12 protein-coding genes are annotated in these 14,601 nt (G+C 42.4%); 7 read left to right on the top strand and 5 right to left on the bottom strand.

Features of this window, described 5'->3' with window-relative positions:
* Positions 1-197: 197 nt before the first annotated feature.
* The 4 genes from RMY00_RS01705 to RMY00_RS01690 all read right to left on the bottom strand — a co-directional run bounded on the left by RMY00_RS01705 (position 198) and on the right by RMY00_RS01690 (position 5,529).
* Positions 198-3,578, bottom strand: coding sequence for an efflux RND transporter permease subunit (locus RMY00_RS01705; protein ID WP_322645897.1), 3,381 nt, complete (start codon positions 3,576-3,578; stop codon positions 198-200).
* A 32-nt stretch (positions 3,579-3,610) separates the two neighbouring features.
* Positions 3,611-4,156 carry a PadR family transcriptional regulator gene (locus RMY00_RS01700; RefSeq protein ID WP_322645896.1) on the bottom strand — a complete coding sequence of 182 codons (546 nt, stop codon included), beginning with the start codon at positions 4,154-4,156 and terminating at the stop codon, positions 3,611-3,613.
* Positions 4,157-4,556: 400 nt separating this feature from the next.
* A complete protein-coding gene (locus RMY00_RS01695) occupies positions 4,557-4,901 on the bottom strand; it encodes a hypothetical protein (protein ID WP_322646028.1) in 345 nt (114 codons plus the stop codon).
* Positions 4,894-5,529, bottom strand: a complete 636-nt coding sequence (locus RMY00_RS01690) for a TetR/AcrR family transcriptional regulator (RefSeq protein WP_322645895.1) — start codon at positions 5,527-5,529, stop codon at positions 4,894-4,896. The genes RMY00_RS01695 and RMY00_RS01690 overlap by 8 nt, the downstream gene beginning before the upstream one ends.
* A gap of 122 nt (positions 5,530-5,651) precedes the next feature.
* Between RMY00_RS01690 and RMY00_RS01685 the strand changes: the two genes are divergently transcribed.
* From RMY00_RS01685 to RMY00_RS01670, 4 genes are all read left to right on the top strand, one after another.
* On the top strand, positions 5,652-7,019 hold the full coding sequence (locus RMY00_RS01685) for an HlyD family secretion protein (RefSeq protein ID WP_322645894.1): 1,368 nt from the start codon (positions 5,652-5,654) through the stop codon (positions 7,017-7,019).
* Between the two features lie 182 nt (positions 7,020-7,201).
* Positions 7,202-9,199, top strand: coding sequence for an ATP-binding cassette domain-containing protein (locus RMY00_RS01680; RefSeq protein WP_322645893.1), 1,998 nt, complete (start codon positions 7,202-7,204; stop codon positions 9,197-9,199).
* Between the two features lie 94 nt (positions 9,200-9,293).
* The gene (locus RMY00_RS01675) at positions 9,294-10,400 is read left to right on the top strand and encodes an ABC transporter permease (RefSeq protein WP_322645892.1); all 1,107 of its coding nucleotides are present in this window, start codon (positions 9,294-9,296) and stop codon (positions 10,398-10,400) included.
* Between the two features lie 83 nt (positions 10,401-10,483).
* Positions 10,484-11,605 carry an ABC transporter permease gene (locus RMY00_RS01670; protein ID WP_322645891.1) on the top strand — a complete coding sequence of 374 codons (1,122 nt, stop codon included), beginning with the start codon at positions 10,484-10,486 and terminating at the stop codon, positions 11,603-11,605.
* A gap of 159 nt (positions 11,606-11,764) precedes the next feature.
* On the opposite strand, the gene RMY00_RS01665 is transcribed toward RMY00_RS01670, so the two are convergent.
* Positions 11,765-12,346, bottom strand: a complete 582-nt coding sequence (locus RMY00_RS01665; RefSeq protein ID WP_322645890.1) for a phycobilisome protein — start codon at positions 12,344-12,346, stop codon at positions 11,765-11,767.
* Positions 12,347-12,464: 118 nt separating this feature from the next.
* On the opposite strand from RMY00_RS01665, the gene RMY00_RS01660 reads away from it, so the two are divergent.
* The 3 genes from RMY00_RS01660 to RMY00_RS01650 all read left to right on the top strand — a co-directional run bounded on the left by RMY00_RS01660 (position 12,465) and on the right by RMY00_RS01650 (position 14,539).
* A complete protein-coding gene (locus RMY00_RS01660) occupies positions 12,465-13,262 on the top strand; it encodes a DUF1838 family protein (RefSeq protein WP_322645889.1) in 798 nt (265 codons plus the stop codon).
* A gap of 42 nt (positions 13,263-13,304) precedes the next feature.
* Positions 13,305-13,964 carry a HEAT repeat domain-containing protein gene (locus RMY00_RS01655; protein ID WP_322645888.1) on the top strand — a complete coding sequence of 220 codons (660 nt, stop codon included), beginning with the start codon at positions 13,305-13,307 and terminating at the stop codon, positions 13,962-13,964.
* 368 nt (positions 13,965-14,332) lie between these two features.
* The gene (locus tag RMY00_RS01650) at positions 14,333-14,539 is read left to right on the top strand and encodes a hypothetical protein (RefSeq protein ID WP_322645887.1); all 207 of its coding nucleotides are present in this window, start codon (positions 14,333-14,335) and stop codon (positions 14,537-14,539) included.
* The last annotated feature ends 62 nt before the right edge of the window (positions 14,540-14,601 follow it).

Here is a 14,601-nt window from a genome sequence, read left to right as displayed (position 1 = left end):
ATTTAGCAGCTAGAGTCATTAAACTGGGGATTGGGGAAGATTTGAATGGGGATTTAAACCCAACCAAATTTTCAAAGAATTTCTTCCCCAGTATCCAGTCCCCAAGTGGAGCATCTGCCGTCCCCAACAAGCTTAAGCTGTTCGCGTAGCGTGTCGTAGAGAAGTTAGAGAATCTTGGGAGCGACCTTTTAAATTGCTCATGACTTGCTTTGAGATGATGATAACGAGTAGGCTGTCTGTGGATCTGAGAAATTTAAATCGTCTTCATCCTCATCAATCGGATGAGGTGCTTGACGGCGCATAATGCTGTATACGACAGGTACAAAGATCAGAGTAGCGACTGTTGCAGCTGACAAGCCACCAATTACAGCGCGACCCAAAGGTGCATTCTGCTCACCACCTTCACCAAGACCCAGAGACATTGGCACCATCCCAATCAGCATCGCTAAGGCAGTCATCAAAACCGGACGCAACCTTGTATAGCCCGCCGCTAACGCTGCACCATAGGCATTTTTACCTTCTACACGTTGCTCATTAGCAAAAGTGATCATAAGAATACTGTTTGATGTCGCTACACCGATACTCATAATTGCACCCATTAACGAAGGGACACTAAGAGTGGTACGGGTCACAAACAGCATCCAAATGATCCCTGCTAAAGCGCTTGGCAATGCCATCATAATAATCAGGGGATCAAGCCAAGATTGGAAGTTCACCACCATTAAGCAGTAAACCAGCACAATTGCAAACACAAGTCCTAAACCAAGTCCCAGAAAGGAAGAGTTCATGGTTTGCACTTGCCCCCGGACATTAATCTGACTTCCTTTAGGCAATTTTTTCTGATAATCAGCAATGATTCGATTGACATCGTTAGCAACTCCCCCCAGGTCACGACCAGAGGAGTTAGCGTAGATATCGAAAACTGGCTGAATGTTGTAGTGATTCACAACTTGCATCACTGTATCGCGTTTGACAGTAGCCAAGTTACCTAAAAGTTGTGGTGCAGTTTGACCGTTGCTAACTGGCGTATTTTTCAGGCTGTCAATAGAATCAAGTTTATACTGGGGAACTTGTACAGCCAGGGTGTAACTCACGCCTTTTTTGGGATCAAGCCATTGGTTGATTGCAGCTTGACCGCTTGAACTTAAGGAAGTGAGAACGCTATTGGCAACATCACGCTGGGTCATACCCAATTGTTGAGCCTCGGTGCGATCGACATCAAGACGTAATTTGGGAGCATCGACAACTTGCTGGAGATGTACATCCACAGCCCCAGGAATGCGCGTCATCCGGTCGGCGATTTTTTGGGCAATTTCAAAGTTGGCTTTTGAGTTTTTCAGAGGGCCAGATATTTGCACGTCAACAGCAGCAGGCAAACCAAAATTGAGAATTTGGGTAACAATATCAGCTGGCTCAAAAAAGAAGGTATAGTTGGGAAATGTCGCTTTCAATTTCTGGCGGAGTTCCTTGATGTAAGAAGAAGTTGCACCAGATTCTTTTAGGGACACAAGAATATCAGCATCAGCCTGCCCAATTGTCGCACCGTTGTAGCCATAAGTAAGGTTAATGCCACTGGTGGGTAAGCCGATATTATCCAGAATCAGAGCGAGATTAGCTTTTGGTACAGTCTGGCGGATAACGTCTTCAACTTGGCTGACAATTCTTTCTGTCTCTTCCAAACGAGTACCAGGTAAGGCTCGAACGTGTAGGCTAAACTGACCACCATCGACTTCCGGGAAAAAGTCTTGACCAACGAACGGCAACAAAACTCCTGCACTGACGATAAATGCACCAAACAGCACAAAGACTATACGACGGTGATTTAATGCTGAGTTCAGGACGTTGTAATACCAACTACGAAATTTCTCAAATTGTCGGTTGAACTTTTCGTGTAACTGCCATATCCAATCTTTCTTTACAGGTTTGGCAGTTTTCGTTGTTGTCTCTTCTGTTTGGTGGTTGTCGCTATGACTATTATTATTTTGAATTGTTGGATCTAGATGATGATTGTTATTACCATTATTGTTTTGAACTGCCGGATCTAGATGATGATGGTTGTTATTACTATTATGCTCCTCGCTTTCTCTATGCCAATCTATTTCATGTGGTAAAAGATAACTTGCCATCGTCGGGACTACAGTCCGAGATAGCACATAAGAAGCAAGCATCCCAAATACTACCGCCATCGCTAGCGGGACAAATAGATACTTTGCGACTCCATTTAGAAACACGACCGGCACAAAAACAATACAAATACATAATGTTGCTACAAGTGCTGGAGTAGCGATTTGTTGAGCGCCATCTAAGATTGCTCTCTTAATTGGTTTACCTTGTCCAAGATTTCGATGAATATTTTCAATTTCTACTGTGGCATCATCTACTAAAATACCAACAGCTAAGGATAAACCACCTAATGTCATGATGTTGAAAGTTTGTCCCAAACGACTCATGACAATGACCGAAACCAGCATTGAGAGGGGAATTGATACGGCTACAATTACAGTGCTGCGCCAACTTCCCAGGAAAATCAAAATCATCAGCGCGGTGAGACAGGCTGCAATCAATCCTTCTTTGAGAACGCCTTGAATAGAAGCTTTCACAAATATGGATTGATCGAACAAAAACGCTAAATTCAGTTCTGGGGGTAAGGTGGATTGGATGCGAGGCAAAGTTTTTTTGACTCGCTCGATCACATCAATAGTTGAGGCATTGCCACTCTTTAGGATACTAAGTAAGCTCGATCGCCTGCCATTCTGACGTACAATGTTCGATTGCACACCAAAGCCATCTCTTACCTGGGCAACATCACGAATGGAAATGATAGTACCATTAACTTGTTTAATGGGTAGGTCGTTGAGTGCTGCCACCACATCTGGACTATTGTTAATTTGTACGGCGAAATCGCGATCGCCTATTTTCATATCCCCTGCGGGCAAAACCAGGTTTTGGGCACTGACAGCATTCGTCACATCTTGGGCAGAAATGCCATTAGCCAACATCGCTTGGGGATCGATATCAACCATAATTTGCCGAGGTTTACCACCATAGGGCAGAGGTACACTCGCTCCTTGCACTGTTGCTAATTGGGTGCGGACGAAGTTGGTAGCATAGTCGAAGAGTGCTTCTTCTGGCAAGGTTTTGCTACTAACACTCATCTGGATAATCGGCACCGAAGAAGCATTGTATTGAATGATAAATGGCGGTGTGATCCCCGGTGGCAAAGGGCGGAGAATTGTTTGACTGACAGAGGTGATTTGAGCGACGGCTGAGGCGATATTAGCGTTGGGTTGAAAGAAAACCTTGACGACACTAACACCACTTAAAGATTGAGATTCAATGTGTTCGATGTCACCAACGGTTGTTGTCATAGCGCGTTCGCTAATGGTGACAATTCGCTGTGCCATTTCCTCAGATGTGGTACCAGTGTAAGTCCAAACTACGCTGACAACCGGAATGTTAATTGCGGGAAAGATGTCAACTGGTGTACTAAATATCGTTACTACACCAAGGATCACAATCATCAAAGCTGCGATCGCGAATGTATACGGAAGACGTAAAGCAATTTTGACGATCCACATAGTTAGTTAGGATACTTCAAAAGTTTTGGATGTTAAAGCTCTTTTACTGGAGTTGGCGTTTGAGCTAATTGGAGTTGTTCTGTTTGAAGTTGCTCAACTAGCCACTCAATCTCCGATTGGATCACTTCAATTGCCCGTTTTTGTAATTTCGCTCGATATAAATCATCAGTAATTTCAAGTGCTTTTTTGTCTACCAGGCGTAACCGACATGACATTAATCGATGTTCAATTAACTGCACTCGTTCTTCAGGTAATAAATAACTAAAGAAAAAAAATTTGATTAAGAACCGCGATCGCGCATTTACCCAACTTTCATGAGGGTATGCCAGCATCTCTTGATACCAAGTGCTTTTACCGTGGGGTGTAATCTGATATATTTTTCCACAGTTCCCATCTTCTTGTACCTGTTCCGCCCATAGCATCACTTCATCTTGTTCTTCCATACGCTTGAGAAGCGGATAAATCCCCCCATAGTTGACACAAATACTGCAACTCATAAACATATCAAGTTGCTGTTTCAGCCGATAACCATTTAAAGGCTCTCGCTGTAAGAGTCCCAATACTGCCAATTTCAGCATTTTGCTATATCAATCTGATATGTTAACTCACCATATCAAATAGAATCTTTTTAGCCAAGTACTTAAGGTTCAGTTGTCAGAATTTTTTGTGATGTCGCATGTGGGCTTCGGCATTAAGTAGAGAGATCGCTTCCCAGCAACTTTAATCGAACAAGCGATAATACCAATTCGCAATGGGCAACTCTTGGAGACGCTAAAAGCGAACGCCCCGCTACGCTAACGCAATGACGCTCCTACGGACGCTCGTTCCGACGTTCGTTCCGACGTTCGTTCCTCACTAACGCTGCGCTATCGCTAACGCTAACGCAATCAAGAAACTTAGATGCAACAAGACTTTCCTGATTTACATCTGTTGCCTCCTTTTGGAGAATTGGTATAAGCCAATACGGTTCAGTTAAGGCTAAAACTCTTTGTCAAACTCAATTTTTTTAACGAACCGCCAAGGACGCCAAGGACGCAGAGAGAAGAAAGAAATGCTTAACTGAACTGTATTGTGGTATAAGCCTACGGCATGGCTTCGCTTACCGCTAAAACTAAAGATGTCACTAATAGCAATGAGCCTGTGGTGGAGAGATTCAATGCGGAATGTACTAAAAAGTCTTATTGATGGTCTTTCAGAGGCATGGGTAAAAATTGGTAAATATTGGTGTATCCCATGTGAGGCGATCGCTTTACCCTGCAAAAGTACATGACCCGTTAGCTGGCGATGTCGAAGTTTTCGGCTGTAGTACTGTTGTTTATCCAACCGTATTTAGGGACTGGCTCATGACCATGTTTATTAAGCTGTCTAGCAAGCGATCGCGTGATAAAGATGTAAGTTCTTTACCATGCAAAATTTCCTCTACAATCACGTAGGATACTAGCGAACCTAAAAAAATATGAGCCATTGCCTCTGGATCTCTGATTGCTAGTTCTGGATGAGATGCAAAATAGTAACTTAGTATTTGCCGACCTCGTTGCACAACGATTTGGTTATAAAGTTTTGCTAGTTCGGGAAAGTTTTGTGACTCAGTGATTATCAAACGCAATAATGCCAAATAATCGGAATTATCAGCAACCTTGGTTAAATAAATTTCGGCAATTTGACGCAACAAAATTGCTGGTTCTCCCTGTAATTTTTCTATAGTAAAAATGCTTTGAAAACAAGTAATCGTCAACCGTTCTATCAACGCTTTAAACAGTCCTTCTTTATCTTGAAAGTGACTGTATATCGTTTGCTTCGATACTCCAGCTGACGCACTGACACGATCCATACTTGTTTTAGCGTAACCCTCCTTCAAAAATATCTGTATAGCTCCTTGTAAGATTTGCTCTTGCTTTGGAGCGATCGCAGGTAAAGGATTTTCTAGTTGGAAAGCAGGGTTGATAGGCATGAATGGTAAATTTTTTTGCGTATATCTTGCTATATCATACTAGACAGTCTAGTATGATGACAAAGAATTCAAAATTTTCCATTCTCTTATACAAAATATTTTTCACAATCCAGGCTGCTACTATGACTCAGACTATCCCGACATCCCCGGAAAATCTTAAAGATACGCCAGTATCGAAGCAGCAACGCCGCAAAAAACCCATTTTTTTACTGATAGGGCTAGTGGTGGTAAGTGGCATTGGCTACGCTGTGTGGCGCTCTCAACCGCAAGTATCAGCAAATATACTGCAAGTTAGCGGGCGGATTGAGGGTTATGAAACCGAGATTGGGATCAAGCGTTCTGGAAGAATTGAGACAATTGCCGTGCGGGAAGGGGCAGCAGTTAAAAAGGGGCAAGAGTTAATTAAGTTAGACAACACAGACGATCAATTGCTGCAACAACAACTACTCGGTACTCAAGCAAGAGTGACATCTGCTAAATATGATGAACAACAGGCAATTTCAGATGTCGAGCGAGTCACCAGAGAAATTCAAGAAATTAACAGCCAAATTAACGAAGCCAAACTGAATTTGCGGCAATCTCAAGGAGACACCCAAGGAAGAATTGAGCAGGCACAAGCAAATGTCGCAGCAGCCAGAGCCACATTAGTCCAAGCACAAGCGCAAGTTAAACAGGCAGCAGCAGAAGTTAATTTAGCAAAAATCAACCGCGATCGCTATGCCCAATTGGTAAAAGAAGGGGCGGTAAATCAACAACAATTCGATCAAGCCCAAACTACTTTAGATACTGCGATCGCAACCCTAGAAGCACGAGTTGCAGCAGTTAATGCCGAACGCCAACAATTACAGGCTACATCAGGAGCGTTAACTCAAGTTAAAACTACAGGTTTCAATCCTGACATTCGCAACGCCCAGTTAACAGCACTAGTTAGAAAGCAGCAGCAAAGTTATGCTCAACTTAAATCTGCACAGGCGAAAGTCAACTCTGCCCGTGCCAAAGTTAAAGATGCCCAAGCATCAAATCAGCAAATCCTCACGCAGATTGCAGACTCCAAAAAAGATGTAAATGTAGTCAGTCCCTTAGATGGAGTAGTTACAGCCCGGAGTGTTGAACCAGGTGCAATAGTTAGCAGTCAGACTAATATTTTGACAATTGTTGACCCCAAAACAGTGTATTTTAGAGGTTTTATTCCCGAAGGTGATATTGGCAAAGTGCGTCTAGGACAAACAACGAAAATCTTCATTGATTCTGCGCCGGACAAACCATTAGAAGGTAAAGTAATTGCGATCGATCCGCAAGCTTCATTTACACCAGAAAATATTTACTTTCAAAAAGATCGAGTCAGACAAGTAGTAGGCATTCGGATCAAAGTTCAAAACCCTGATAGCTGCTTTAACCCCGAAAAACCTTATAGTGAATCAGATTTACCCTGCGCCAAAATGGGGATGCCAGCAGATGCCGAAATTAGTTTGAAGGCAGGGGGCAGGTAAGAGGGCAGGGGGAGCAGGGGGAGCAGGGGAAGCAGGGGAGGCAGGGGGGGAAATATTTATTTAGCACTTTTAAGATAGTTCCGATTAAAAAATTTCATTGCCAACCATGAAAAAGGTATCTTCGTGTACACTCCATTCTCTGAGACCATTACACCACTTTTCAAGCTAGGAGGTAGAAGGGAATGAAACAGCAAATTATTACTTTCTCTCGAAACTTAGCCCCATCATCTAATCTGCCAACCACAGCAATTGAAGTTCGCGGTTTGCATAAGCACTATGGAAACTTAGCTGCTGTGCGGGGAATTGATTTGAGTATCAACAAAGGTGAAATGTTTGGCTTAATTGGCCCTGATGGTGCTGGGAAAACTAGTACATTTCACATTTTGGGCGGTGTGATGGAAGCAACGGCGGGGGAGGTGCAAATATTTAATCAACCTGCGCGAGATGCCCGATTAATCACAGGTTATCTCACTCAACAGTTTTCGCTGTATTTGGATTTGAGTATTGATGAAAACTTACGTTATGCAGCAGGTTTGCGGCAAGTAGCAGATGATTTATTAAGGGAACGCCGCAATAAATATTTAAAATTAATGAATTTAGAGCGATTTGGCGATCGCTTAGTGGGACAACTTTCTGGTGGGATGAAACAAAAGCTGGCGCTGTGTTGTGCTTTGGTTTCTCAACCAGAAGTATTGTTATTAGATGAACCTACCACAGGTGTTGATCCAGTTTCCCGGCGGGAATTTTGGGATGTGCTAGGAGAATTGTCAGCCGAGGGGATGACAATTGTAGTTGCGACACCATACCTAGACGAAGCTGAACGTTGCCACCGCGTGGCTTTGATGTACACTGGGCAAATTCATGAAATTGGCACACCCAAAGAATTACGGATTAACTTAGGCTTGCATCGCTTGGAATTGCGAACAGCAAATTTACAAGCTACAGAAGAGATATTATCTCAGACTGACCAGACAAATATAGTAGATGTGCAAACTTTTGGCGATCGCTTGGATGTCCTTGTTGAAGATATAAATTCCGGCGAAATCCAAGTCCGTGAACTGCTGCAACAACATCAGTTACCTTCTGGCAGTATCGAGCATGGCGAACCCACATTAGAAAACGTCTTTGTCACGCGCCTGCGACAACAAGGTTCAGCGCCGCAATTTTTCCCGTTTCCTCGTTATCGAAAGAGGGGACAAGGGGACAAGGGGACAAGGGGACAAGGGGACAAGGAGACAAATGCTTTATTTGCGTCTTCACTGGCTATATATGCTCACAACCTTAACCGTGTTTTTGGCAAGTTCCAAGCCGTTAAAGATGTCAACGTTGAAGTGCGCTACGGGGAAATCTTTGGGTTGTTAGGTGCTAACGGTGCTGGAAAAACCACCACAATTAAGATGCTGTGTGGATTACTAGCAGCAAGCGGCGGTGAAATTTCCTTGGGTGGTGAAACCGGAAATCTGCGGAGTGCAGACTTACGGCGACGTATTGGTTACATGAGTCAAAAATTCACACTTTACGACGATTTAACTATTCTGCAAAATCTCGAATTTTATAGCGGAGTCTACGGCGTACCTCGCAAACTTCGACGGGAAAAAATTGATTGGGTAATTGCTACCTGTGGTTTAGAAGGACAAGCAGATATGATTACTGGACAGCTACCAGGTGGTTGGAAGCAACGAGTTGCTTTCGGTGCTTGTGTGATGCACGAACCAGATATTTTATTTTTAGACGAACCCACATCGGGGGTAGATCCCCTGGCGCGTCGCCAGTTTTGGAAGCTGATTAATGACTTTGCCCGCAACGGTACAGCTATTTTAGTGACAACACACTATCTAGAAGAAGCTGAACAGTGCAACCGCATGAGTTTTATGGTTGCAGGAGAAACTGTCGCCGAAGGTTCACCAAGTTCTATCAAAGCCTCGCAACCGGGACAATTAATAGAAATTATTGTCAATCAAAACCAAGTAGCTTCCAAGATACTCAAACAACATTTCGAGCCTTGGCGCATCTCGATTTTCGCTGATAGTTTACACGTTGTTCTCGATCATCCTGAACAGGAAATAAATCAACTAACTCAACTTTTAGAAGCTAATCAAATTACTATCAATTCTTTACGCCCGATTCCTTTTTCTTTAGAAGATGCTTTTATTGGTATAGTACAGCGATCGCAAAAATAGAAAATGAGTATGCAGCAAATTATCCTCCAAAAACCTCCGCGTTCCTCTGCGTTTAAAAACACTCTGATTTTAGCTAAAGCCGTACTTAATATATATGAAACGAATTATTGCCCAATGTGTAAAAGAAATAGCCCAATTCCGCCGCGATCGCCTGACGTTGGCACTAGCATTTTTATTGCCATTCATTAGTTTAATAATTTTTGGTTTTGCCATTAGGTTAGAGAGTAAAGATATTCCCTTAATTGTCCAAGATTTCAGTCGTACAAACCTAAGTAGCAGTTATATTGAAAGACTGTATGCCACCAATCAATTTGTGCCTAAACAATGGTCTGGTGGCAATCCTACACGCGATGCAATAGATAAAGGAATTGCTAAAGCCGCAGTAATTATTCCGCCAGAATTTAGCCGTGATATTCAAGCAGGTAGAAATACAAATTTTCAAGTGTTAATCGATGCTACTGATGTTAACAATGCCCGTGTAATTAGAAATAGTATTCAAAGAGTGACAAACTTTTTCATGCAAGAGCATGGACTGATACCTGCTAATAGTAGTATTACAGCAAGAATGCGTCTATGGTTTAATCCTGGGAGATTAGAATCACTGTATATTGTGCCAGGAACTTACGGAGTTGTACTATGGATTTTTCCTTCATTGCTTTCTGCGATCGCAATGGTACGGGAAAAAGAAAAAGGAACAATTTTACAAGTCTACGCTTCTAGTATTAATGCCACTGAACTATTACTTGGTAAAGGATTAGCATACTTATTAATTGCCATCATGGAGGCATTAGTAGTTATGATATTAGGCTCAATTATTTTCCAAGTTGGCATAGTTGGCAATCCCATAATATTAGTACTTGGTACTTTACTATTTCTGACAGATAGCGTTTTTTTTGGATTGCTTTTAGGAGTCCGCAGTAGTAACCAAAATGCTGCTGTACAAGGTGTTTCTCTTGTAGGCTTTATCACATCATTATTACTCTCAGGTTTTATTTATCCCCTCAACAATATTCCTTTTCCCTTATCATTACTACCTAACATAATTCCGGCGCGTTATTATATCGATATCACTCGTGACGCCTTCGTGCGTGGTACAGGATTTGCCGGAGTTTGGTTTGATTTACTCATGCTTGCAGCTTTGGGATTTGTATTTTTCAACGTATCACGCCGAGTTTTAAGCCGAATGCAATTACCAAATTAATTTCTCTGTGTCGCGCTAGTTGCTACAACGAGCGTAACGCACTGGCTTTTCTGCGTCTCTATGGTTAAATAAAAAGTAATTTTATGAAACTTATTCAGCGATTATTTGATAGTCCATTTTGGTCATTAATGCGGAAAGAAATTAATCAAATTCTCCGCAACAAGCAATTAATTGTTCTGTTAGTTGTCCCGCCAACAGTTCAATTATTACTCTATGGATTTATCCTTAATCCCGACGTTCATAACTTGCGATTAGGTGTCATTGATTATGCCAACGTTAGTGCTAGTCGAGAGTTAGTTTCAGCCATGACATCAAATCGGATTTTCACTTTAGAATCTGTACCAAGCAGTGAAAAAGCATTGAGTCGTCAGGTAGAAGAAGGAAAGCTAGATGTTGGGGTAATAATTCCTCCCGATTTTCCGCGTCAACTGGCACAAAAATCAGCAGAAATTCAAGTATTTATTGATGCTGTAAATGCTAATACAGCCGGGATTGCCGGAAATTATATGAATCAAATTATCCAGCAATATAATCTACAATTAACCCAAGGTAAAGTAAATCCCCCGGTTTCACCCGAAGTTGTATTTCTTTACAATCCTGGACTGACGAGTAGTTGGTTTTTTGTACCAGGAGTTATGGGTTTAGTTTTAACATTAATTGGAACATTAGTATCAGCAATTACTGTAGTCCGGGAAAAAGATACGGGTACTTTAGAACAATTACTAATGACTCCGGCTGCTAACTGGCAAATATTACTATCGAAAATTGTCCCTTTAGCATTTTTATTAATGGGAGATGTTTTATTAGCCACCACTTTAGCAACAGTAATATTTCATGTACCATTTCGAGGTAGTTTTCTGCTATTTTTGGCTCTATCAAGTATGTATGTATTTGTTGGGATTAGCTTGGGTATTTTGTTAGCTACTGTGAATAGTTCCCAACAACAGGTAGTTTTGACAGCTTTCTTTATTAATTTACCAATGGTACAAACTTCTGGAGCGATCGCACCTATTGAAGCCATGCCACCTTTGTTTCAAACGCTATCTTTACTCAATCCCCTCCGTCATTACATTGCGATCGTTCGAGGTCTTTTACTCAAAGGTGTTGGCTTAGATGTACTGTGGATGAATGTTTTGGCTTTAGTCGCCTTTGCTGTTGTGTTATTAACTATTAGTATTAGTAAGTTTCGCAGTCAGTTAAGCTGAAACCTTGTCAGGGTAGGGTGTAGGGTGTAGTTTTAAGACAACTAAAATATCTACCCTAAGTAGAGCAAGTGGTGTGCATGGGGCCAATCAAAAATCCAAAATCAAAAATCCAAAATTGATTCATTTAACTGTTAATGCCCCAAGCGATCGCACCAATAATTAGCTAAATTGCTTTAATTGCTCAATTAGATGATCGAAGTAGGGAGCAACGATTGCTTGTTGCTCGGGTTCCACTCGCTTTAAACTGGCAGTTTTAATACCTTCTAATCCTACAACCATTGCATCTAAAGGTACTTGTAACTCTTGATACAACAGTTGCATATAGTGTAATCCTTCGGTGCTAGTATAGTCGGTGTGCTGTCCGGCGATACCGTAAGTAATACAGCGTAAAAAGTGCCAAAAATCACGCCAACAGGCATCTGCCCTTACTACTGGGTAGAGTCCACCACCGGGTTGGATAATATTGGGGAATGTAGCCAATACATGGGTTCTGGCTTCATCTACGATTTCACGGACGCGATCGCGTAACCTCTGACTTACGGCAACGAGTTCTGTATTTGCTGATACAAGCTGCTGAATCTGCTGCAAATCTTCATCAGTGAGATAGCGTCCTTGATCGTCAGCCGCCTGGAATAGCCCAATAGCCTCTGCTGGATGGGTATTTTGCCAAGTAGCAAAACTGACAATCCTTGCTTTTTGAATCAGTTCTCGAACTTTTTCACTCAATTGTGGCTGAGTCATGGTCAAAACTATTAATAGACTGGTTGAAAAGTAGAACTCCTGCCCTTTTTCAAAATTTCAGCAGGGCTAGTTAGTAACACTGTAGCGGTAAATTGTTAGGAAACTCAAAAGGGAAACTATGAACAATTCAGAAGACTACACAGTTAATAACCTTGATTTCTATAGAAAGTATCATGGTCAGCAGCTTTACTATCGCTGGGAGGGAGAAGTCTGGTGGCAAGAAACAGGCAAACGCCCACGAGAGAAATTATTCTCGATTATTGGGATGAATGCAACCAAAGTTTTTATTCGTTCCGATCCTGAGTTTGAACAGGTAGGTTATCGGATCAATCGGGAGTTAGGTCTATTTTGCGATCCACAAACCCAAGAAATCCTGCATACATGGCAACCCGATTCTACTCGTTCTGCTGTAGCGATCGTGCATATTGCCAATCGCATAGTGCAGGGGGCTGTTCGACCGAAAATGACGGTGATTCCCAAAGGACAAGACTATGTTACTTCTGTCGTAGAAATTCCCTTGACCTATCCTCATCCATTAGCAGCAGATCCCAAATACCGAGATTATTGTCCCGGTGAAACCTTTAATGGGACAGAATACTTCACCAGCCACATTTCCCGGCCAGGGGTGAAGAATCTTCCTTCAGCCACTTGGGCGCGAGACTGTCCCTGGTTACCCTGGATGAAACTGGGCTATGGTCATCCAGCCCGCTTACGATTTGAGACAACAACGACTCGGGTTGAATCCTTTGAACAACTCCATCCTAATCTGATTCAACTGATTCGGGAACAAGTGCCGATATATGAATTTACACCCGACCAGAGTAACGAACCAAATATGACCAGTACACTGTACTTTAAGCAGCACTTCGCCGCTTACCAAAAAGGAGAACGCTTTCCCATTCCTGAAGGGCTTTGAGAAGGGTTTGAAACTGTCACTTAATTTCAGATTGTCAATTCTATGGATCTCAGTCAAATCGAAACCGATCTGCAAAACTCGGATTTTCAATACCGCCTGAAGGCGATTTCTGCCCTGCAAGATTATCCGGCAGATGTTGCTTTTCCTTTGCTCAACCGCCATATCCAAGACCCAGAATTTCTGGTGCGAACCTTTGTTGCTAGGGAGTTAGGCAAGCAAAAAACCTCAGAATCCTTTGCTGCCCTGTTGCAAATTATGAAATTTGATAACACCCCAAATGTCCGCGCAGAAGCGTCTAATTCCCTGTCCTTGTTTGGCAGAATTTCAGCCTCTCATCTGGTGCAGACATTTTTACGAGACGATCACTGGTTGGTACGTCGCAGTATTTTAGCAGCCTTGGTAGAAATGGATTGCCCTGAAGAAGTTGTAGAGGTTTGTATTCTGGGGCTAGAAGGTGACGATGCCGCAGTCCAAGAAGCATCTATAGATGCGCTGGGGTCATTGGCGGCTTCCCGTCAGTCTGAGGTAGCTTTGTCCCAACTCCTAAACATGAAAAATTCTGAGTTTGAATATATTCGGGTACGAGTTGCTTATGCCCTCAAGCACTTTGATACTCCTGAAGCCAAGGAAGCCCTGGTGCAACTGAGGCAGGATGCCGATCATCGGGTGGTGGGGGCGGCAATGGAGAATTTAATCTTTTGAGGAGCGGGGACAAGGGGACAAGGGGACAGAGGAGAATATTTACTGTTGACTTTTATCTAAAAAATAATTTGGATGCAGAGCAACTAAATTCATTTATGGGGTTCTTAATTTTGACTTTTGACTTCCACGTTCGCGTGGCGTCTCCAAGAGTTGAGGCTGACTCTACCACTAGGTAGAAAAAACTATTTCTTTGAGTTATGCCTAACTCAGTGATGAACACCTATAATTTATCTATGCTCTTACAGCAATTCAACACAAAAGTCTAGAAATTTTGTAGCAATGTTGACATAAATTAATATTTAGACTGGCAGAATTGGGAAAGAGCAAACTGTGACTGAGTATTATTGTTTGCACCATAGGAGAAACAAATGGCTGAAATTCCCACTGGCGGTCAAATGCTCTGGAAATTGGAAGGGAACGATCGCGTTTTGCACCTGCGACATAATTCTTCAGAGCCGTGGCGGCCGTATGAAGAATTTCCGCAGTATGTTCTACCCGACCCACTAGGATTTTCTAAAGGAATTGCTACCTTTCTGGCGTTGCTGAAAAAAGACTGGACAGCTACTAAATCTTAAGAAGGGAATAGGGAATGGGGAATGGGGAATAGGAAATAACTTTGAGTTGTTTCTCCTCCTTG

Origin of the sequence: Nostoc sp. ChiVER01, from assembly GCF_034531155.1 — a bacterium.
Taxonomy (GTDB): domain Bacteria; phylum Cyanobacteriota; class Cyanobacteriia; order Cyanobacteriales; family Nostocaceae; genus Nostoc.
Note: the sequence above shows the minus strand (reverse complement) of the source record. Positions and strands in the feature narration are given on the sequence as shown.

What these genes read in the sequence shown, in the direction of transcription:
- RMY00_RS01670 (WP_322645891.1), top strand. Translation starts at nt 10,484, where the DNA reads ATGAAACTTATTCAGCGATTATTTGATAGTCCATTTTGGTCATTAATG.
- RMY00_RS01690 (WP_322645895.1), bottom strand. Translation starts at nt 5,529, where the DNA reads ATGCCTATCAACCCTGCTTTCCAACTAGAAAATCCTTTACCTGCGATC.
- RMY00_RS01680 (WP_322645893.1), top strand. Translation starts at nt 7,202, where the DNA reads ATGAAACAGCAAATTATTACTTTCTCTCGAAACTTAGCCCCATCATCT.
- RMY00_RS01655 (WP_322645888.1), top strand. Translation starts at nt 13,305, where the DNA reads ATGGATCTCAGTCAAATCGAAACCGATCTGCAAAACTCGGATTTTCAA.
- RMY00_RS01650 (WP_322645887.1), top strand. Translation starts at nt 14,333, where the DNA reads ATGGCTGAAATTCCCACTGGCGGTCAAATGCTCTGGAAATTGGAAGGG.
- RMY00_RS01675 (WP_322645892.1), top strand. Translation starts at nt 9,294, where the DNA reads ATGAAACGAATTATTGCCCAATGTGTAAAAGAAATAGCCCAATTCCGC.
- RMY00_RS01665 (WP_322645890.1), bottom strand. Translation starts at nt 12,346, where the DNA reads ATGACTCAGCCACAATTGAGTGAAAAAGTTCGAGAACTGATTCAAAAA.
- RMY00_RS01660 (WP_322645889.1), top strand. Translation starts at nt 12,465, where the DNA reads ATGAACAATTCAGAAGACTACACAGTTAATAACCTTGATTTCTATAGA.
- RMY00_RS01685 (WP_322645894.1), top strand. Translation starts at nt 5,652, where the DNA reads ATGACTCAGACTATCCCGACATCCCCGGAAAATCTTAAAGATACGCCA.
- RMY00_RS01700 (WP_322645896.1), bottom strand. Translation starts at nt 4,156, where the DNA reads ATGCTGAAATTGGCAGTATTGGGACTCTTACAGCGAGAGCCTTTAAAT.
- RMY00_RS01705 (WP_322645897.1), bottom strand. Translation starts at nt 3,578, where the DNA reads ATGTGGATCGTCAAAATTGCTTTACGTCTTCCGTATACATTCGCGATC.